Raw genomic sequence first — 19639 nt, 5'->3', positions numbered from 1 at the left:
TTTCCCACCGTTTATCTGTTAGCATTGTTCTTGGCATGATGAATCGAGTTATGATTGTTTTTTGCAGAATTATTATAACTCACATCATGCCGTCTAAAAAATAACCACTAAAGATCAACACGCCCTAGTAATAAATAGCAATATTTTGATCATGGACATTTTCAATTTTGACGGGTGTATCAAATATATCTTCTAAAATAGTCGAATTCATAATTTGTTGTGGGCTGCCTTGGTATATTAGCTCGCCATTTTTCATGGCTAAAATGTAATCTGAATATACAGATGCAAAGTTGATATCATGAATAACAATCACAATGGTTTTACCCAGTTCATCGGCAGCACGGCGCAATTGTTTCATCATAGCAACAGCATGTTTCATATCGAGATTATTGAGTGGTTCATCAAGTAATACATATTCAGTATCTTGGCAAAGTACCATGGCAACATAAGCACGTTGCCGTTGCCCACCAGATAATTCATCTAAAAAGCGCTCTTTATATTCAGTAAGATCTAAAAAATCAAGTGCACGATTAATATGATTATAGTCATCAGCATTTAAGCGCCCTTTGGTATAAGGGTAACGCCCAAACCCGACTAACTCAAAAACAGTTAATCTACTGGTAAAACGGTTTTCCTGTCTTAATACAGATAAATAGGTAGCAAGCTTATCACTTGGTGTATTAACTACATCCATATTTTGAATTTTGACTTGCCCTTCGTCAGCGAATAAAAGTCGACTGATAATCGATAGTAACGTCGATTTACCCGCTCCATTTGGACCAATAATGGCAGTGATCCCACCTTGTGAAATTGTCGCATTGACATTTTTTAGTACAGGTATTGTTTGATAGTTTTTACTAACATTAGCTATTTTTATCACATCCTAACCTTTTTCAATAATAAGAAAATAAACAAAGAACCACCAATAAATTCAATCACAATGGATAATGCACCAACCATATTTAATACTCGCTCTAAGAACATTTGCCCACCAACAAGAAAAATAACGCCTAATAAAAAAGCAGTAGGAAGCAAAAAACGATGTTGGCTTGATCCACTAATACTATAAGCTAAATTAGCAATTAAAAGACCTAAAAAAGTAAATGGTCCAACTAATGCTGTTGATATCGATACCAAAATAGAAACTAGCAACAAAATAATAGTGATATTTTTTTTGTAATCAATACCTAAATTTATTGCATTATCACGCCCCAATGCTAGCACATCAAACTTGAATCGCATGCGCCATAAAAATAGACCAATAATAGCTGCAATCATTAATGAAAAGATAATCAATACAGGCTCTGCGCGTGTAAATGTCGCAAAAATACGACTTTGTAATACAGCAAATTCAGACGGCGTCATCAAACGCTGTAATAGATTAGAAAAACTACGGAATAATGTACCTAAAATAATTCCTATTAATAATACCAAATGTAAGTTTTGTTTGAGCTTGGTAAACAAACCTCGATACAAAAATAGAGAAAATAAGATTAATAAAAGTGATTCAAATACAAATTTGCCAATAGTACCGATATAAGGAATACCTTGTGTATCAATGCAAAAGATCACAACAGTTTGAATGAGCACAAACAGAGATTCAAATCCCATAATCGAAGGGGTTAAGATTCGATTGTTGGTGACCGTTTGAAAAAGTAATGTTGACGTCGCAGCCGAAAAAGCAACTAGGATCATAGTTAGCACGATCCATGTTCGATGGACCAAAATGTAACTGATATTGCCCTTAAGACCAAAGGTCATAAAGCAAGTTACGCAAATTAGTGCAATAATAAACAATAAAAATACTCTTTTTTGGCATAAAGCATGGCGTTTTTGGTTAACTAACATGGCGTTTTCGACCCAACAATATTAAAAAAATAATAGCGCCAACCACGCCTAGAATCACACTAACTGGAATCTCAAATGGATAGCGAATAATGCGCCCAATGATGTCGCAAATTAAAACTAACCCACTACCAAATAAACAGATCCATGGAATAGTTTTACGGACATTGTCACCAAATAATAAACTAACAATATTTGGTACAATCAATCCTAAAAATGGTAAAACACCCACTACCACAACCACAATACCGCCAATTAATGCAATAACAATAAGTCCTGTCAACATAACAAGTCGATAATTAAGCCCGACATTAATTGAAAAATCTCGACCTAAACCAGCTACAGTAAATTGATCTGCACTCCAACAAGCGAGTAATGTCAATCCGCCAACCAGCCATAATAATTCGTAACGACCTTGTAAAACTCCAGAAAAATCACCCGATTCCCAACCACCAAGTGATTGTAACAAATCAAAATACATGGCAAAAAAAGTTGTAATTGCGCTAATAACTGCTCCTAACATAATACCAATAAGTGGTACCATCAAAGCAGATTTAAAAATGACTTTTCGAGAAATTGCCATAAAAATCATTGTACCAAGCATGGCAAATAAGCTGGCAACGACCATTTTAGTCATAACACTTGCACCAGGCGCTAAAACCATCATCACTAATAAGCCAAGACTTGCAGATTGAGTTGTACCGACCAACGAGGGTTCAACAAATCGATTTTGTGTTAACAGTTGCATAATTAAACCAGCAACACTCATAGCACTGCCGGCTAGTAATAAAGCAGCAGTTCTAGGCACACGGCTTACAAAAAAAATCTCGCGCATGTTGCTATCAGACCATAGTTCAAATAGCGTCACATGCCCTGCGCCAATAAATAAACTTATTGCAGCCATTATCAATAAAATGAAAATGCCTGCAATAATATAAAAGGACTTAATCATGTTTTACATCAATTTGTTGATGTTTTTTGTAAAGCTTCACTAATTTGATCTATCAAACGGCTATAAGTTTGAATACCGCCTGCAATATACATAGATGATGAATCTAAATAGATAATATGTTGATTTTGCCATGCGGCTGTTTTTTCAATTAAGTCATTGCTTAGTACTTGCTGTGCAGATTGTGCTTCTTTATTACCAATTGCACTATCTCTATCTAACACAAACAACCACTGCGGATTAACACTTAAGATAAATTCAGAGGTCACCGCATTACCATGACGTCCAGCTTCTTGGAATGTGGTTGCAGGTTGAAAACCAAGTATATCAAACACAAAACCAAAACGAGATTTTGGACCATAAGCCGACATTTTACCGCCATTAACCATAATCACTAATGCACTTCCAGCAGTGCTTGTCTTTGGCTTTAATTGTTCAATTTTTTGATTAAAATCAGTAATAAGCTTTTTAGCTTCGTCTTGCTTATTAAAAATAGTGCCTAACTGCTCTGTTCTTTGCGTTAAACTACCTAAAAAGTCTTTTGGATCAATATCTAAAGAAATTGTCGGTGCAATGTCATTCAATTTTTTATAAGCATCATTAGCACGACCACCAGCAATAATAACATCAGGCTCAATTGTGCTTAATACTTCATAATTTGGTTCAAACAAGGTTCCAGCATTAGTATAGGTTTTATCGCTATATTTAGATAAAAAATCAGGTAAATGCACATCAGATTGAGGAACAGCCGAGACAGGAATATTTAAAGCATCAATAATATCAAGTGTTGCAATATTAAAAACAACAACTTTTTTAGGATTTTCAGGTATATCGGTTTTGCCTTGAGCATGCTCAACAGTAATCGTTTTCGCTGGTGTTTGCTGTTCTTTTTTATTGTCACATCCAACCAAAACAAGTAATACGGTAAGTAAAACTAAAAATTTCACTTTGATATATGAATACATTATAACTCCTAATTATCAGCCGAATAAAAAACAAAAAACGATAATTATAATAATTATCATTTACATTATGATTGTAACCAAAAAATAGGTAGGGTTCAATGAACTTTAAGTGTTTAGTAACGCAATATGCCATAAATGGCATAAATAGTAGTGATATGAATAAGTAGATAAAAAAGCTATTGATTCATTCAATAGCCTAATTAATATTGATAGTTAGAGATTTTTATTGCGATCCAGTGATAAATCTTTAAGTTTTCGAGTCAATGTATTTCGCCCCCAACCTAATAGATAAGCCGCTTCTTGTTTATGACCACGGGTAAAATTGAGTGCACTTTTTAATAAGATATGTTCAACATCGTTTATTGCCTCAGTCAAAATACCGCTTTTACCCTCCGTGAGTGCTTGTTTTGCCCATTGTTCTAGTAATACTTTCCAATCGGTTTCTTGTTGAGCAAAGTGGTTTTCGTGCATGGTAATATTTTCATTTGTGACAATTGTTTTTGTCGTTGATAATTGCAACAGTTCTGGTGGCAAATCTTGAACTAAAACCTCTTGATTTGAGGACATTACCGTCACCCAGCGACAAGTATTTTCAAGCTGACGCACATTACCAGGCCAATTAAATCGACATAAAACACTTAATGCTTCGGGACTCAATATTTTACCATCAACACCTAATTCTTTCGCTGTAGTATGTAAAAAATGTTCGGCAAGTTTTGGAATATCCTGCGCTCTATCCCGTAAAGGAGGAAGCACTATACGAATCACATTTAAACGATGAAATAAATCATCTCTAAATTTACCTTCTTTTACTCTTGTTTCTAAATTTTGATGTGTGGCGGCAATAATGCGCACATCTACTTTTACTGGCGAATAACCACCAATACGATAAAACTGCCCATCGGCAAGCACTCTTAATAATCTGGTTTGTACATCAAGTGGCATATCACCAATTTCATCTAAAAATAAAGTCCCGCCATTAGCTTGTTCAAAACGCCCATGTCTAATTTGAGCCGCACCAGTAAATGCGCCTTTTTCATGCCCAAAAAGCTCAGATTCAATGAGATCTTTAGGGATTGCCGCCATATTTAATGCAATAAAAGGTGATTGAGAACGAGGGCTATGGGTATGTAATGCTTTAGCAACCAACTCTTTACCCGTTCCTGATTCACCATTAATTAATACGCTAATAGATGATTTAGATAATCGACCAATAATACGAAACACGTCTTGCATTGAAGGTGCCTCACCAATAATGCCAGTTGATGCTTTCGCGGTTGTATTATTGCTGGTTTTGTTATTTTGAGTTTGTAAAATAGCTCGTTCTACAAGCTGAATAACTTCGTCGACATCAAAAGGCTTAGGAATATAATCATAAGCCCCTTTTTGATAAGCATTTACTGCCGCATCAAGATCAGAATGCGCAGTCATAATAATTACTGGTAAATTTGGCATTTGCTCTTTCACGTGATGAAGCAATGTTAAACCATCAAGCCCCGGCATTTTTATATCAGAAATCAATACAGCTGGTTTTTGCACATGTGCATCTAACGCATCAATAACCTCTTGACCACTGGTAAAACTGACACAGTTGAAATGAGCATTCGTTAATGCTTTTTCAAGTACCCACCGAATAGAACTATCATCATCAACAATCCAAACATTCATTTTAATTTACCTCACTGCCTAATTGGCAAATAGACAGAAAACGCTGTATGCCCAGGCCAACTATTAAATTCAATTTTACCGTGATGTTGATCAACAATATTATGTGCAATCGAAAGCCCAATACCTGTCCCTCCCTCATAGCCACTAACCATAGGATAAAACAAGGTATCTTGTATGTGAACAGGAACACCCGGTCCATTATCTTCAATATCAATACGAGCACAAAGCCGATAACGCTGGCCATGTAAAGTAACCTGAAAAGCCGTTCTTGTTCTAATGGTAATTGTGCCAGCTTTAGAACCAATAGCCTGTAAAGCATTACGAACAATATTCAAAATTACCTGCTCTATTTGTTCAGAGTCATGAGTTAAATCCGGTAGACTAGGATCATAATCACGCAGAATTTCAATATTGATTGGTTTTTCCAAACACAACAAAGCATAGATTCGTTCTATTGCTTGATGAATATTTTGTTCTTTTTGGTGTAATCGCTGTTGTGGACCTAACAACCTATCAACAAGATTTCTTAGTCTATCGGCTTGTTCAATAATAATTTTTGTGTAATCTTGTAATTCGTTTTTTGGTAATTCTCGTGATAATAATTGAGCTGCACCTCTGAGCCCACCTAGTGGATTTTTAATTTCATGAGCAAGTCCTCGAACTAATTCACGAGCAGCACTTTGCTGAGCTTGTTGTAATTGTTCTTGGCTAAGGCGTTTATGATTATTTAACGGCACCATTTCAATTAATATTCGACCATTACCTAATAGTTGAGCTGTCAGCGATAAAATATGTAACTCATTATTAATAACTAAATTGACTTCATTATCTGTAAAACCTTGATTTTGTGCTAATGCACTAAGCATCAAATCAATATCTAAAGAGAAATACCCCAATAAATCGGGAAGATAACTTTCTAATAATTTTTTAGAACTTTGCGCTAATAACTGCTGTGCAGCAGTATTGGCATAGAGAATATTGAGTTTTGTATCAAGTAATAAAATACTTGTAATCATAGAATCGAGAACAAGATTAGCATCAGATTCATTATTAAATGTCATCGTTGGATTTCCGTCCTGATTAGAAACCACCGCCAACAAGCGGTGGGTAAAACGTTAAGTTATATAAAAAATAATTTATAGGCTATAGTACAATTCAAATTCAACCGGATGTGGCGTCATACGTACACGATCAACATCTTGACGTTTTAAATCAATGTATGCATCAATAGTATCATTAGTAAAGACATTACCACGCGTTAAGAATTCACGATCTGCATCTAATGCATTAAGAGCCTCTTCAAGCGAACCCGCAACTTGAGGAATTAATTTAGATTCCTCTGGTGGTAAATCGTATAAGTTTTTATCCATCGCATCACCAGGGTGAATTTTATTAATAATACCATCTAAACCAGCCATTAACTGTGCAGCAAATGATAAGTATGGATTACCTGCTGGATCTGGGAAGCGAACCTCAATACGGCGTGCTTTAGGGCTAGTCACAACAGGAATACGAATTGACGCAGAACGGTTACGTGCAGAATAAGCAAGCATAACTGGCGCTTCATAACCTGGTACTAAACGTTTATAAGAGTTAGTTGCAGGGTTAGTAAATGCATTGATGGCTTTCGCATGTTTGATAATACCGCCAATATAGAATAGTGCCATTTCTGAAAGACCCGCATATTTATCCCCAGCGAATAAATTTACACCATCTTTCGCTAATGATTGGTGACAATGCATACCTGAACCATTATCACCAAACATCGGTTTTGGCATAAAGGTCGCTGTTTTGCCATAAGCATGAGCCACATTTTGTACGACATATTTATAGATTTGCACTTCATCGGCTTTTTTAGTTAGCGTATTAAAGCGACAAGCAATTTCGTTTTGACCCGCAGTTGCCACTTCATGATGGTGAGCTTCAACTACTAAGCCAAGTTGCTCCATAATTAAACACATTTCAGAACGGATATCTTGCGATGAATCAACGGGTGGAAGTGGGAAGTATCCACCTTTTACGCCTGGACGATGCCCTTTGTTGCCTTCTTCATATTTTGTACCAGAATTCCATGCTGCTTCAATATCATCAATATGCACAAAACTACCAGACATTGGCGAACCAAAACGGACATCATCAAATAAAAAGAATTCTGGTTCAGGTCCAAAAATAACCGTATCAGCAATACCTGATGATTTTAGATACTCTTCTGCACGTTTAGCGATTGAACGTGGATCACGATCATAACCTTGCAACGTTGCTGGCTCTAAAACATCACAACGGATATTTAATGTCACATCTTCAAAAAACGGATCGATAACAGCACTTGATGTATCAGGCATTAACACCATATCTGATTCATTAATACCTTTCCAACCTGCAATTGATGAACCATCAAACATCTTACCATCTTCAAAAAAATCGGCATCAATTTGACTAACAGGAATTGTAACGTGTTGTTCTTTACCTTTTGTATCAGTAAAACGTAAATCAACAAACTTAACATCATTTTCTTTAATTAGTGTTAAAACTTTTAGTGTAGACATTTATATTCTCCATTAAGAACAAATAATTTAATTATTCTGTATAAAAAGCAATTTTTAAAGATAATTGGCTATATTCATCTATATAAAATAAATTGTATGCAAAGATTATGCCAATTTTCCAACGATACATTTATGAAGCAAACGCTAAAAATAGTAACATGGATCCCAATATTGCACCATAATAGTTAGATAAGCACCAATCTGATGCACCAAAATCATTCATGATACTTTCACTGCCGTTTAACCGTCTAAATCGACAATATTTACACTTGAATCAATGATACATTACCATGCCGTAGTGGCAATCATCTATATCACTCTCAGCAATCACAGACTAAACAGAAAAAATAATAAAAATAGTAAGATAGGCACCTTAAATTGCATTAAAAATTTGCCTTATATCAGACATGTTTTACAATCTTTTAAAATAAAACAATTTACTATAAATCAATTTTTCAATTATTGGCACTATATTTCATCACGCAATATCGCTATAATCTCTCCTTATATTGAAAAAACTAGGTAATTATACAAGTATGGACTTTATCACTCTCGAAATGCTGCCTTTTATAAAAAATCATCTTTTACTTTCTGTAGGTTGGGTTGTGTTGTTTGTTGCAATTATTGTACTAACCATCAAAAGTAAACTATCTAAGGTTAAAATCATCAATAATGCTCAAGCAATCCATATGATTAATAAGCAAGGAGCTGTTATTGTTGACATTCGTTCTGCAGATAGCTTTAAAAAAGGACATATCACTGATTCTCACAATATTTTACCTATCGATATTAAAAATGCGAGCGCAAAAACAATTGAAAAATTTAAAGAAAACATCGTTATTTTGATTGATGAAAATGGTTTATCATCAGCAGGTATAGGTGAAATACTTGTTAAACAAGGTTTTTTAAATGTCTTTACATTAAAGGACGGTATTGCTGGATGGAACGGCGAAAATTTACCACTGGTTAGAAAATAATATTATTTAAAAATAAGGTTTTATCATGACAGAACAAAACAATACACAACAACCCGAAACACAGTTTGCTATTCAACGTATTTATACCAAAGACGTATCATTTGAAACTAACAATGTTCCTGAAATTTTTACCAAACAATGGCAACCTGAGTTGAATCTTGAATTAAATTCATCTTCACAAGTATTGAGTGAAAATGTATACGAAGTTGCGCTTCGTGTCACAGTGACAGTAAAACAGCAAGACGAAGTTGCATATATTTGTGAAGTGACTCAAGCTGGTATTTTCTCACTTATTGGATTCGACGAAGGTCAAATTCAACATTGTGTTGGCGCTTATTGTCCAAACATTTTATTCCCTTACGCGCGTGAAGTTATTTCGAGTTTAGTCAATAAAGGGACATTCCCGCAAGTAAATTTAGAGCCGGTAAATTTTGAAGCGTTATTCATTAATTATCTTCAACAACAACAGCAAGCTGAACCTACAGAAACATTGCAATAATTATTGTCTTTTAGTGAATTAACAATACATTTATTGGATTATTATGAAAAAAAATGCTGCAGTAACAGTAATTGGCGCAGGATCTTATGGAACCTCTTTAGCTATTCTACTGGCACGAAATGGTTACTCAACTTTATTGTGGGGACATAACCCAGATAAAATGACCATTTTGCAGCATGATAGGCAAAATAAGCAATTTTTGCCAGATATTCATTTTCCAGATCGATTACAGATTGAAAGTGATTTAAAAACAGCAGTTTCAGCCTCACCCATTTTGCTTATTGTGGTACCTAGTCATGCATTTGCAAGCATTCTAATTCAAATCAAACCATTTTTACGCCAAGATACAAAAATTGTTTGGGCGACAAAAGGGCTTGAAGTGGATACAGGTCGATTACTACAGGATGTAGCGAAGGAAATTCTAGGCGATAAAATTCCACTAGCGGTTATCTCTGGCCCAACATTTGCCAAAGAAGTCGCTTCTGGATTACCTACAGCGGTAACTGTGGCATCAACAGATGAACATTTTTTAAATCAACTACAAACATTATTCCATTGTAGTAAAAGCTTCCGAGTTTATAGCAGTAAAGATTTTATAGGTGTGCAACTTGGTGGTGCAATCAAAAATGTGATCGCCATTGGTGCTGGATTATCTGATGGTCTTGGATTTGGGGCCAATGCAAGAACAGCATTAATTACGCGTGGACTTGCCGAAATGATGCGATTAGGGGCAGTATTAGGCGCAGATCCTGCAACCTTTATGGGAATGGCTGGACTAGGCGATCTGGTTTTAACCTGTACCGATAATCAATCTCGTAATCGTCGTTTTGGCATGTTACTTGGTCAAAACAAATCAATTCAAGAAGCGCAAGAAGCCATAGCTCAAGTTGTTGAGGGTTGTAAAAATACAAAAGAAGTTTGGTTACTCGCCCAAAAATATCATGTTGATATGCCAATCACTGAACAAATTTATCAAATCCTTTATGAGCATAAAGATCCAAAACAAGCAGCGATGGCATTACTCGGACGTTCACAAAAAGCAGAACTAAAAAGCTAGTTTTATACTAAAACACCTAGTTACCTGAAACTTTTTGACAAAAAATCACCATAATTCTAACAAATAATTACTATAAATACGTACCTATTCCTTTTTCTTTGGCTTTAAGATAGATATCGTAACCAATATACACATCTAATACTGCGGTTCCAACCGTTTTAAACAACGTAATTTGTTGATCATTTTGCCGACATTGAGTTGGGTCTAGCACTAAATCTCCTAACTCCAAAAAGTCATCTTTCGATACTAATTTTTGTTTAATTGGATCAATAATATCACCGGCTTCAGCAAACACCCCTTCTTTGGTATCAACCACTCGAATATTAGCTTTCTCAACAATGTTCTTTGGAATTTCGTGCATCTCTGGTGTATAAGCACCTATACCATTAATATGTGTACCGGGTTTTACTTTATCGCCATTAAACGTTACAACTTTTGATGTTGTCACCGAAGTAATGATATCAGCTTGGCTAATGTCTTCATCCAAATTCTGTGAAAAATAAAAATTAGTTGAAAAATCGGCAAAACGGTGTTTCATATCATCAGTAAATTTTTTTGCTTTTTGCATATCAATATCAAAAATAGCTACATCATTAAGTGAGCGGACAGTTAACATTGCTTCTAATTGGGATATCGCTTGCCCGCCAGTACCGATCAACACAGCTCGACTGGCATCTTTACGAGCCAACAAATCAGTTGCCGCACCTTGAACGGCACCTGTACGAAGCTGAGTGACAAAGGTACCATCTAATATGGCACAAACTTCACCTGTTTGTGGATCTAACATTAAAACTTGAGCAGGAACTGATGGTTTGCCCAATTTTGGGTTGTCAGGAAATACGGAGACAATTTTGATACCCACAATATCGCTACCTTTAATATGTGCGGGCATAAATAAGCACTGACCTTTTTGCATATCAAAATTGATTCGTAATGGTACATCACTATTTCCTTGGGTATAGATTTTCAACGCTTGTTTATCCGCTGCTATCGCTTCTTTCATGGTATAAAATTTTTCAATATCTTTGTGCGTTAAAATGAGCATGCTTGTTCCTTATTAGTTTTTCATATTTATTTTACACTTTAGTATCTATTATCTATTTTTTAAATCAAGAATCATTGTTAATTAAAACTTAACTATATATTTGATATAGTAAAATCATCATCCCTTGTATATTATTTGCATTTTCACTATCATTACATGGTGCAATTTTGCACGATAATTGAGAAATCAGATGTTATTTACAATATTAAAATTTTGTTTAAAGATTTTATTCCATGTCAAAATTAAGGGTAATTTTGACAATTTAAAACAAAACAGACTTCTTATTACACCTAACCATGTATCTTTTCTTGATGGTATTTTAATCGGTGTTTTTTTGCCAATAAGGCCTGTCTTTGCTATTTATGCGGGTTATATTAACCATTGGTTAGTCCGTTTAGCAAAGCGTTATGTTGATTTTGTGCCTATGGATCCACTGAGTCCAATGGCAATTAAGCGATTAGTTCGCGAAGTTGAAAAAGGCCGTCCAATAGTCATATTCCCTGAGGGAAGAATTACGGTAACTGGCTCATTAATGAAAATTTATGATGGTGCTGCTTTTGTTGCAGCCCGTTCTCAAGCAACAATTGTACCTGTCTGGATTGAAGGAGCTGAATTTACTTTAACCAGTCGTTTAAAAGGATTATTTAAACGTCGTTTATTTCCTAAAATAACCATTCATGTGCTTGAGCCGACATCTATAGCTATGCCTGATGCACCTAAAGCTAGTGAAAGGCGTTATATTGCAGGCGAAAAGCTTCATCAAATTATGATGAATGCACGTATGGCAAGTCGCCCCAAATTAACACTATTTGAAGCTTTGCTTGAAGCGCAAGTGCGCTATGGTGTCAAATCGCGAATGGTCCAAGATCCGACAACTCATGAAGCATCTTATCGTAATTTATTAAAACAAATCATTGGTGTTAGCTGTATTGTTGCTAAAATCACTCAGAAAAAAGAACGTGTTGGTGTCTTATTACCTAATGCAACCATTACCGTTGCGACAATTTTTGGTTTATCGGTTAAAAACCGAATTCCAGCTATGCTTAATTATACTGCTGGTACCAAAGGGCTGACTTGTGCAATTGCAGCTGCGGAAATTAAAACTATCATAACTTCACGCAAATTTATTCAAAAAGGGAAACTTGATCATCTTCTGGAACAAATAAAAGAGGTTAAATGGTGTTTTCTTGAAGATCTGCGTAACAGTTTAACTCTTACGGATAAACTTTATGTTGCAGTTCATCAGTATATCCCTCGTTTGGTTAAACGCTCTCAATCAAGTGATGACGAGGCTCTCGTATTGTTTACGTCGGGGTCAGAAGGTAATCCTAAAGGTGTTGCCCATAGCCATGGTAGCTTGCTTGCTAATGTTGAACAAATTCGAACCGTCATTGATCCAACACCAGCTGATCGCTTTATGTCTGCACTACCGTTATTCCATGCTTTTGGTATTACTGCTGGATTGTTTTTACCGCTGTTTTCTGGTAGCCGCACATTTTTATATCCAAATCCATTACATTATCGTATGGTGCCTGAAATAATTTATGATCAAAATTGCACTGTCTTATTTGGTACGCCGACTTTCTTAGCAAACTATGCTCGTTACGCACATCCATATGATTTTATGCGTTTACGCTATGTTGTTGCTGGGGCAGAAAAATTATCAGACACAGTACGCGAGCAATGGAAAGATAAATATGGTATCCGTATTTTAGAAGGCTATGGTGTTACTGAGTGTGCGCCCGTAGTGGCACTTAATGTCCCAATGGCGTTTAAAGCCGGTACAGTAGGTCGATTATTACCAGGTATGACATCAAGATTAATTCATGTTCCAGGTATTAGCGATGGCGGTCAATTGCAAGTTAAAGGCCCTAATGTGATGAAAGGCTATTTACGTGTTGAAAATCCAGGCAAACTTGAAGAACCAATTGCAATCGATGAACATGGGCAATCCGAAAAAGGTTGGTATGACACCGGCGATATCGTTGCTATTGATAACGAAGGCTTTATCACAATTAAAGGGCGCTTAAAACGATTTGCTAAAATTGCGGGAGAAATGGTTTCATTAGAAAGTGTTGAAGCCTTGGCAAAAAAAGTCGACATTGATGCCATGCACGGCGCAACAGTTAAAGCCGATGCAGCAAAAGGAGAAGCTATTGTTTTATTTACTACTTCAACCAAATTAAATCGAGAGCAACTTAACCAAGTGTCTCAAGAATTTGGTATTCCTACATTAGCTATTCCTCGTGATATTCGTGTAGTTAAAGAATTACCACTACTTGGTACAGGTAAAATCGACTTTATTACACTACGAAAAATGGCTGACGAATAAATAAAAGGATGCCACATGAATCAATATCCTCTTTTAAGCAAAAGCATGGTCGCAACCATGCTGGCACAGTTTTTTTCAGCATTTGCCGATAACGCCATCTTTTTTGCTATCCTTGCTTTCATCAAAAATCTACATTATCCAGCTTGGAGCCAATCTGTATTACAAATTAGTTTTGTGCTGCCATTCATCATTCTTTCCCCTTTTGTTGGTCAATTTGCTGACAGCATGTCAAAAGGCAAGGCTATGATGATTTCAAATAGTATAAAATTACTCGGTGCTGGTTGTATCTGTTTAAACATTAGTCCTTTTGCTGGATATTTTTTAGTTGGGGTAGGTGCAGCAGCATACTCTCCAGCTAAATATGGTATTCTAGGTGAGCTCACCACAGGCGATAATTTGGTTAAAGCAAATGGTTTAATTGAAGCATCAACCATTGCGGCAATTTTACTTGGTTCGCTAGCGGGTGGTCATATTGCCGATATTAATGTAAGTATATCTATATTGATTTGTGTATTAATGTATGTGCTAGCAATTATTGCTAACCTTTTTATTCCTAAATTACCTGCCGCACGACAAAATATTCCATGGCAATTTATAGGTATGGTAAAAGATTTTGCGAACACAATTAAAATCATCTTCGCCGATAAGCATGTCTTATTCACATTATTAGGTACTAGTTTATTTTGGGGAGCGGGTATTACTTTACGCTTTTTGTTAATTAGTTGGGTTCCTGCTATTTTAAACATACACGACAATGCAACACCAACAAATCTAAACGCGATTGTCGCTATCGGCATTGTTATTGGAGCAGGGCTGGCAAGTACATTTATTTCAATCAACAACACGTTACATTGCATTCCAGCAGGGATAATGATGGGCATAGCAGTAATCGCCTTCACATTGCAGAGCAATATCATTTCATCTTATATTTTACTTATTATTATTGGGGCATTAGGTGGCTTCTTTTTAGTACCATTGAATGCTTTTATTCAAAAAATAGGTAAAGATTTAGTCGGTGCCGGCAGTGTCATTTCGGTACAAAACTTAAGCGAATATACGGCAATGATGCTAATGCTAGGACTTTATACATTAGCTGTTTACCTGAATTTATCAGTTATTACTATCGGTGTTGGCTTTGGTAGTTTATTTGCTATAGTGATATTTTTGTTATGGCTAGGATTAAGAAAAAATGCAACAAATTAATCTATCAACTATGTTAACCGAAAGTCGCAATCCCAACAGCGAAGAAATTGATAGCTATTCAACGCTAGAAGTGTTACAAATCATCAATCGTGAAGATCAAAAAGTCGCATTGGCAGTGGAAAAAGAATTATCCAATATCGCAAAAGCTGTTGATGCAATTAGTTTGGCATTTTCAAATCAAGGTAGGCTAATCTATATAGGGGCAGGCACTTCTGGGCGCCTAGGTATTTTGGATGCAAGTGAATGCCCACCTACTTATGGCACGCCAACTGAACAAGTTATTGGCTTAATTGCAGGGGGACAGCCTGCTATTTTTAAGGCGGTTGAAAATGCCGAAGATAACCCTGAATTGGCAGTTAATGACCTGAAAAACATCAATTTTAGCTCAAACGACATTTTAGTTGGTATTGCTGCTAGTGGGCGCACACCTTATGTAATAGGCGGTATGCAATATGCTAAATCAATCCAAGCAACGGTTATAAGCTTATGCTGTAATCCCAAAGCTCCAATGATTAATTTAGCCGATATCGCCATTACACCGATTGTTGGTGCAGAAGTAATTACTGGCTCATCAAGAATGAAAGCTGGCACGGCACAAAAATTAGTTCTCAACATGTTAACCACAGCCAGCATGATCAAAATAGGCAAAGTCTATAGTAATTTGATGGTTGACGTAGAAGCAACCAACGCCAAACTTATTGAACGGCAAATATCCATTGTTATGCAAGCCACCGATTGCAGTCGAGAAAAAGCCATTGTCACATTAGCCGAGAGTAACAGGCATTGTAAAACCGCTATTTTGATGATCCTTTCAGGTCTAAATGCAGAGCAAGCTAGAAATAAACTAAAAAAAGAACACGGCTTTATTCGTCAAGCACTACTACATAAATCATAGTTTGATAAACAATAGAAAATTTAAGTTTTTTATCAAAATGTGATAAACACGTTATTTTAAGCTTATTTTAAGGTGTAAAATAACCAGGTATTTTTATTTTATATACTTTTATATTATGCAATTAATATAAAAATTAGGAGGAAGTTGTTATGGTTGGAATTATCCTAGCAACTCATGGTGAGTTTGCAGAAGGTATTCTACAATCAGGATCGATGATATTTGGAGAACAAGAAAATGTTAAAGCTGTTACCTTGCATCCAAGTGATAGTCCTGAAAATTTAAAAGAACGAATGCTTGAAGCAATAGCAACATTTGATAATCCAGAAGAAGTACTTTTTTTAGTAGATTTATGGGGGGGCACCCCATTTAATCAGGCTAATAATTTATGTGGAGAACATAGTAATTGGGCTATTGTTACTGGTTTAAACTTACCCATGTTAATTGAAGCCTATTCTTCTCGTTTTTCAATGGAAACTGCGAAAGAAATTGCAAGAGCAATTATTGAATCAGGTAAAGAAGGAATCCGAGCAACTGTCGAAATACCTACAGAATCCTTAGCTAATGCAAAAACTGCAAATAGCATCCCAGAAGGAACAGTGCTTGGTAATGGTAAAATGAAAATCGTGTTAGCTCGTGTCGATTCTCGCTTATTACATGGCCAAGTTGCAACAGCATGGACAAAATCAACCAACCCTAACCGAATTATTGTTGTTTCGGATTCAGTTGCAAAAGATGAATTAAGAAAAAAGCTCATCCAAGAAGCAGCACCTCCTGGCGTAAAGGCAAATGTGGTTCCAATCAAAAAAATTATTGAGGTATCTCGTGACCCACGTTTTGGTAATACTAAAGCGTTACTCCTATTTGAAAACCCACAAGATGTACTGCGAACTATAGATGGTGGTGTTGATATCGACGTCCTTAATATTGGTTCAATGGCGCATTCCGTTGGCAAAGTCATGGTTAATAAAGTATTGTCAATGAATGCCGATGATGTTGATACATTCGAAAAATTGAAAGCTAAAAACGTAAAATTTGATGTTCGCAAAGTACCTAACGATTCTAACAGCAATATGGACGAATTATTGAAAAAAGCGAAAGAAGAATTAGCGCAGCAAAAGAATTAGTTTATTTAAGGGGTATATTATGACATTATCAATTATTGCCATCATTTTAGTAATAATTATTGCCTTTTTAGCAGGGATAGAGGGTATTTTAGATCAGTTTCAATTCCACCAACCTTTAGTGGCTTGTACTTTGATTGGACTTGTCACCGGTAATTTAGAAGCCGGAGTTGTATTGGGTGGCTCGTTGCAAATGATTGCTTTAGGTTGGGCCAATATCGGCGCTGCAGTTGCACCTGATGCGGCACTTGCAGCTGTTGCATCGTCCATTATTTTAGTATTAGGCGGACAAGGTATAGCTGGTGTATCGACAGCTATAGCGGTTGCTATTCCCCTTGCTGTTGCTGGATTATTCTTAACTATGATTGTTAGAACCATTGCAGTTCCTTTAGTCCATATGATGGATATTGCAGCAGAAAAAGGTAATATTAGAGAAATTGAATGGCTACAAATTTTAGGCATCTGTTTACAAGGTCTACGTATTGCTATTCCTGCCACTGCTTTATTATTTATTCCAGCAGAAACAGTTAAGGGGATATTAAATTCAATGCCTGAATGGCTAACAACTGGTATGGCGATCGGTGGCGGTATGGTCGTTGCAGTCGGTTATGCCATGGTGATTAATATGATGGCAAACCGCGAAGTATGGCCATTTTTCATTATTGGTTTTGTCGTTGCAGCGATATCACAATTAACACTCATTGCACTTGGCGCTTTAGGCGTCGCATTAGCACTAATTTACCTCAGTCTTTCGGAACGTGGCAATTCATCCAATGGCGGTAACAAAGGTGATCCACTTGATGATATTTTAAATGATTACTAGAAACTTGGAGAAAAAAATGACTGATAGAATTCAATTAAGCAAAAAAGACCGTTTAGCCGTTGCTTGGCGCTCAACCTTTCTCCAAGGTTCTTGGAACTATGAACGTATGCAAAATGGTGGTTGGGTGTATTCAATGATTCCTGCGATTAAAAAATTGTATACGACTAAAGAAGACCGATCAGCAGCGCTCAAACGTCACTTAGAATTCTTTAACACTCACCCATATTTAGCTTCACCTGTACTTGGCGTTACACTAGCTTTAGAAGAAGAAAGAGCAAATGGCGCCGCAGTCGATGATGTTGCCATTCAAGGGGTAAAAGTCGGTATGATGGGGCCATTGGCTGGTGTGGGCGATCCTGTATTTTGGTTTACTGTGCGCCCAATGCTAGGTGCGCTTGGTGCTTCACTTGCACTTAGTGGCAATATTATGGGGCCTATTTTATTCTTTTTATTATGGAATATTATTCGTTGGGGATTTATGTGGTATACCCAAGAATTTGGTTATCGTACTGGTTCTAAAATTACCGATAATTTATCGGGCGGTTTACTACAAAAAATCACCAAAGGCGCTTCTATTTTAGGAATGTTTGTCCTTGCAGCGCTAGTACAACGGTGGGTATCAATAAAATTCCAACCTGTCGTATCTACCGTCAAACTAGACAATGGTGCGTTTATTGATTGGAATAAATTACCAATAAGTGCTGAAGGTATTCAAAAAGCACTTATTGATATGCAAAGTGGGCTATCACTCACTCGAGAAAAAGTCACTACTTTACAAAATAACTTAGACCAATTGATACCAGGGCTAATGCCACTACTATTAACATTTTTCTGTATGTGGTTATTACGTAAAAAAGTATCGCCAATTTTAATTATCCTTGGTCTATTTATAGTGGGCATTATCGGACATGCCATTGGTCTTTTATAATTTTTAGACGTTAAGTAAAATAGAATAAAAGCATAATTTAAAAATTATGCTTTTATTCTTGATAAATTTTGAAAAATTAATTGGCAATTTTATAACTTATCAAATAATAAAAAACAATTATATTAGCCTAATTCTTATACGGAAATCACATAAATGGTCCAATCATTAAACACAAAAATAGACCTAACCGTTAAAGCTACATTTTTTACCGCCTTTACCGAATATGGACAAATTATGATTGGCGATAAAGCATTTGAGTTTTATCATCAACATGATCCTCGCAAATATATCCAAATACCATGGGATGAGATTGATTATATGATAGCATCTGTATTATTTGCTGGTAGATGGATACCACGATATTCAATCCAAACCAAAAGAAATGGTACTTTTACCTTTGCATCTAAAGAACCTAAAAAAGTGTTAAAAGCGATTCGGTTTTACATTGACGGACAAAAAATGGTCAGGTCACTAGGTTTCTTTAACGTTTTAAAACGCGCTTTTTTCCCAAAAAAGAACAAAAAATAGTATTGCCAAAATAATGAACACCAATAAATTAACCATAAAATAAAATTTCCTGTTTTGTAATATCTATTGGTTTGCGCTTAAATTAAATAAAGCATAGTCAGTATTATTTTCATCCATTCTTTTCTAATTTAGCTTAAAGCAAACAATATTACATCCCATTGCCAACAAACAGTCATTGCACTTTTTACTAGAAAGAGTATAATTCCGGGGCTTTGATTTTGTCCATGTTGGACAGAAAAAAGATTATTTTTTAATTTA

The 19639-nt window shown here is 35.9% G+C and carries 17 protein-coding genes and 2 pseudogenes; 11 read left to right on the top strand and 8 right to left on the bottom strand.

The window, feature by feature from the left end; translation table 11 throughout:
* Nucleotides 1-124: 124 nt before the first annotated feature.
* The 7 genes from ACYIAM_RS10090 to glnA all read right to left on the bottom strand — a co-directional run bounded on the left by ACYIAM_RS10090 (nt 125) and on the right by glnA (nt 7973).
* A complete protein-coding gene (locus tag ACYIAM_RS10090; protein WP_483748154.1) occupies nt 125-880 on the bottom strand; it encodes an iron ABC transporter ATP-binding protein in 756 nt (251 codons plus the stop codon).
* Nucleotides 877-1848, bottom strand: a complete 972-nt coding sequence (locus ACYIAM_RS10085) for an iron chelate uptake ABC transporter family permease subunit (RefSeq protein WP_483748153.1) — start codon at nt 1846-1848, stop codon at nt 877-879. Before ACYIAM_RS10085 ends, ACYIAM_RS10090 begins: the two co-directional genes overlap by 4 nt.
* Entirely contained in the window at nt 1838-2797 is a 960-nt protein-coding gene (locus tag ACYIAM_RS10080) for an ABC transporter permease (protein WP_483748152.1), read from the bottom strand. Before ACYIAM_RS10080 ends, ACYIAM_RS10085 begins: the two co-directional genes overlap by 11 nt.
* Nucleotides 2798-2805: 8 nt before the next feature.
* A complete protein-coding gene (locus tag ACYIAM_RS10075) occupies nt 2806-3759 on the bottom strand; it encodes a siderophore ABC transporter substrate-binding protein (RefSeq protein ID WP_483748151.1) in 954 nt (317 codons plus the stop codon).
* 213 nt (nt 3760-3972) lie between these two features.
* Nucleotides 3973-5427 carry a nitrogen regulation protein NR(I) gene (gene glnG, locus ACYIAM_RS10070; RefSeq protein WP_483748150.1) on the bottom strand — a complete coding sequence of 485 codons (1455 nt, stop codon included), beginning with the start codon at nt 5425-5427 and terminating at the stop codon, nt 3973-3975.
* A gap of 11 nt (nt 5428-5438) precedes the next feature.
* Nucleotides 5439-6488 (bottom strand): nitrogen regulation protein NR(II), encoded by a 1050-nt coding sequence (glnL, locus tag ACYIAM_RS10065; RefSeq protein ID WP_174797850.1) that lies wholly within the window; start codon nt 6486-6488, stop codon nt 5439-5441.
* Between the two features lie 75 nt (nt 6489-6563).
* Nucleotides 6564-7973, bottom strand: coding sequence for a glutamate--ammonia ligase (glnA, locus tag ACYIAM_RS10060; protein ID WP_174797851.1), 1410 nt, complete (start codon nt 7971-7973; stop codon nt 6564-6566).
* A 536-nt stretch (nt 7974-8509) separates the two neighbouring features.
* Here glnA and ACYIAM_RS10055 point away from each other — a divergent pair.
* From ACYIAM_RS10055 to gpsA, 3 genes are read left to right on the top strand one after another with little or no spacing between them, the layout of a single operon-like run.
* Nucleotides 8510-8950: a rhodanese-like domain-containing protein gene (locus ACYIAM_RS10055; RefSeq protein ID WP_174797852.1), complete on the top strand. Its 441-nt coding sequence runs from the start codon at nt 8510-8512 to the stop codon at nt 8948-8950.
* A gap of 25 nt (nt 8951-8975) precedes the next feature.
* Nucleotides 8976-9449 carry a protein-export chaperone SecB gene (secB, locus tag ACYIAM_RS10050; protein WP_174797853.1) on the top strand — a complete coding sequence of 158 codons (474 nt, stop codon included), beginning with the start codon at nt 8976-8978 and terminating at the stop codon, nt 9447-9449.
* 43 nt (nt 9450-9492) lie between these two features.
* A complete protein-coding gene (gene gpsA, locus ACYIAM_RS10045) occupies nt 9493-10506 on the top strand; it encodes an NAD(P)H-dependent glycerol-3-phosphate dehydrogenase (protein ID WP_194240647.1) in 1014 nt (337 codons plus the stop codon).
* Nucleotides 10507-10576: 70 nt separating this feature from the next.
* On the opposite strand, the gene ACYIAM_RS10040 is transcribed toward gpsA, so the two are convergent.
* Complete coding sequence (locus ACYIAM_RS10040; protein ID WP_483748149.1) at nt 10577-11551, bottom strand: ornithine cyclodeaminase family protein; 975 nt, start codon at nt 11549-11551, stop codon at nt 10577-10579.
* A gap of 190 nt (nt 11552-11741) precedes the next feature.
* Here ACYIAM_RS10040 and aas point away from each other — a divergent pair, with 190 nt between their 5' ends.
* The 8 genes and pseudogenes from aas (at nt 11742) to ACYIAM_RS10000 (ending at nt 19381) form a co-directional block, all read left to right on the top strand.
* On the top strand, nt 11742-13883 hold the full coding sequence (gene aas / locus ACYIAM_RS10035) for a bifunctional acyl-ACP--phospholipid O-acyltransferase/long-chain-fatty-acid--ACP ligase (protein WP_483748148.1): 2142 nt from the start codon (nt 11742-11744) through the stop codon (nt 13881-13883).
* Between the two features lie 15 nt (nt 13884-13898).
* On the top strand, nt 13899-15086 hold the full coding sequence (lplT, locus tag ACYIAM_RS10030) for a lysophospholipid transporter LplT (RefSeq protein ID WP_483748147.1): 1188 nt from the start codon (nt 13899-13901) through the stop codon (nt 15084-15086).
* Nucleotides 15073-15981: an N-acetylmuramic acid 6-phosphate etherase gene (gene murQ / locus ACYIAM_RS10025; RefSeq protein WP_483748146.1), complete on the top strand. Its 909-nt coding sequence runs from the start codon at nt 15073-15075 to the stop codon at nt 15979-15981. The genes lplT and murQ overlap by 14 nt, the downstream gene beginning before the upstream one ends.
* Before the next feature lie 149 nt (nt 15982-16130).
* Nucleotides 16131-16497 (top strand): annotated as a pseudogene (locus ACYIAM_RS10020) (PTS sugar transporter subunit IIA); the annotation flags it as partial.
* Nucleotides 16498-16562: 65 nt separating this feature from the next.
* Nucleotides 16563-17105 (top strand): annotated as a pseudogene (locus ACYIAM_RS10015) (PTS sugar transporter subunit IIB); the annotation flags it as partial.
* A 19-nt stretch (nt 17106-17124) separates the two neighbouring features.
* A complete protein-coding gene (locus ACYIAM_RS10010) occupies nt 17125-17925 on the top strand; it encodes a PTS mannose/fructose/sorbose transporter subunit IIC (RefSeq protein ID WP_174797859.1) in 801 nt (266 codons plus the stop codon).
* A 16-nt stretch (nt 17926-17941) separates the two neighbouring features.
* Entirely contained in the window at nt 17942-18853 is a 912-nt protein-coding gene (locus tag ACYIAM_RS10005; protein WP_174797860.1) for a PTS system mannose/fructose/sorbose family transporter subunit IID, read from the top strand.
* Nucleotides 18854-19006: 153 nt separating this feature from the next.
* Complete coding sequence (locus ACYIAM_RS10000) at nt 19007-19381, top strand: DUF956 family protein (protein WP_483748145.1); 375 nt, start codon at nt 19007-19009, stop codon at nt 19379-19381.
* Nucleotides 19382-19639 lie beyond the last annotated feature (258 nt).

It is taken from the genome of Gilliamella sp. X-60, from assembly GCF_057063585.1.
This window is presented reverse-complemented; position numbering and strand designations above follow the sequence as displayed.

Excerpts from the sequence above, each read along its gene's own strand:
- gpsA (WP_194240647.1), top strand. The coding sequence starts at position 9,493 with ATGAAAAAAAATGCTGCAGTAACAGTAATTGGCGCAGGATCTTATGGA.
- ACYIAM_RS10055 (WP_174797852.1), top strand. The coding sequence starts at position 8,510 with ATGGACTTTATCACTCTCGAAATGCTGCCTTTTATAAAAAATCATCTT.
- glnA (WP_174797851.1), bottom strand. The coding sequence starts at position 7,973 with ATGTCTACACTAAAAGTTTTAACACTAATTAAAGAAAATGATGTTAAG.
- secB (WP_174797853.1), top strand. The coding sequence starts at position 8,976 with ATGACAGAACAAAACAATACACAACAACCCGAAACACAGTTTGCTATT.
- glnG (WP_483748150.1), bottom strand. The coding sequence starts at position 5,427 with ATGAATGTTTGGATTGTTGATGATGATAGTTCTATTCGGTGGGTACTT.
- ACYIAM_RS10075 (WP_483748151.1), bottom strand. The coding sequence starts at position 3,759 with ATGTATTCATATATCAAAGTGAAATTTTTAGTTTTACTTACCGTATTA.
- glnL (WP_174797850.1), bottom strand. The coding sequence starts at position 6,488 with ATGACATTTAATAATGAATCTGATGCTAATCTTGTTCTCGATTCTATG.
- ACYIAM_RS10010 (WP_174797859.1), top strand. The coding sequence starts at position 17,125 with ATGACATTATCAATTATTGCCATCATTTTAGTAATAATTATTGCCTTT.
- ACYIAM_RS10040 (WP_483748149.1), bottom strand. The coding sequence starts at position 11,551 with ATGCTCATTTTAACGCACAAAGATATTGAAAAATTTTATACCATGAAA.
- lplT (WP_483748147.1), top strand. The coding sequence starts at position 13,899 with ATGAATCAATATCCTCTTTTAAGCAAAAGCATGGTCGCAACCATGCTG.
- murQ (WP_483748146.1), top strand. The coding sequence starts at position 15,073 with ATGCAACAAATTAATCTATCAACTATGTTAACCGAAAGTCGCAATCCC.
- ACYIAM_RS10000 (WP_483748145.1), top strand. The coding sequence starts at position 19,007 with ATGGTCCAATCATTAAACACAAAAATAGACCTAACCGTTAAAGCTACA.
- ACYIAM_RS10005 (WP_174797860.1), top strand. The coding sequence starts at position 17,942 with ATGACTGATAGAATTCAATTAAGCAAAAAAGACCGTTTAGCCGTTGCT.
- ACYIAM_RS10080 (WP_483748152.1), bottom strand. The coding sequence starts at position 2,797 with ATGATTAAGTCCTTTTATATTATTGCAGGCATTTTCATTTTATTGATA.
- aas (WP_483748148.1), top strand. The coding sequence starts at position 11,742 with ATGTTATTTACAATATTAAAATTTTGTTTAAAGATTTTATTCCATGTC.
- ACYIAM_RS10085 (WP_483748153.1), bottom strand. The coding sequence starts at position 1,848 with ATGTTAGTTAACCAAAAACGCCATGCTTTATGCCAAAAAAGAGTATTT.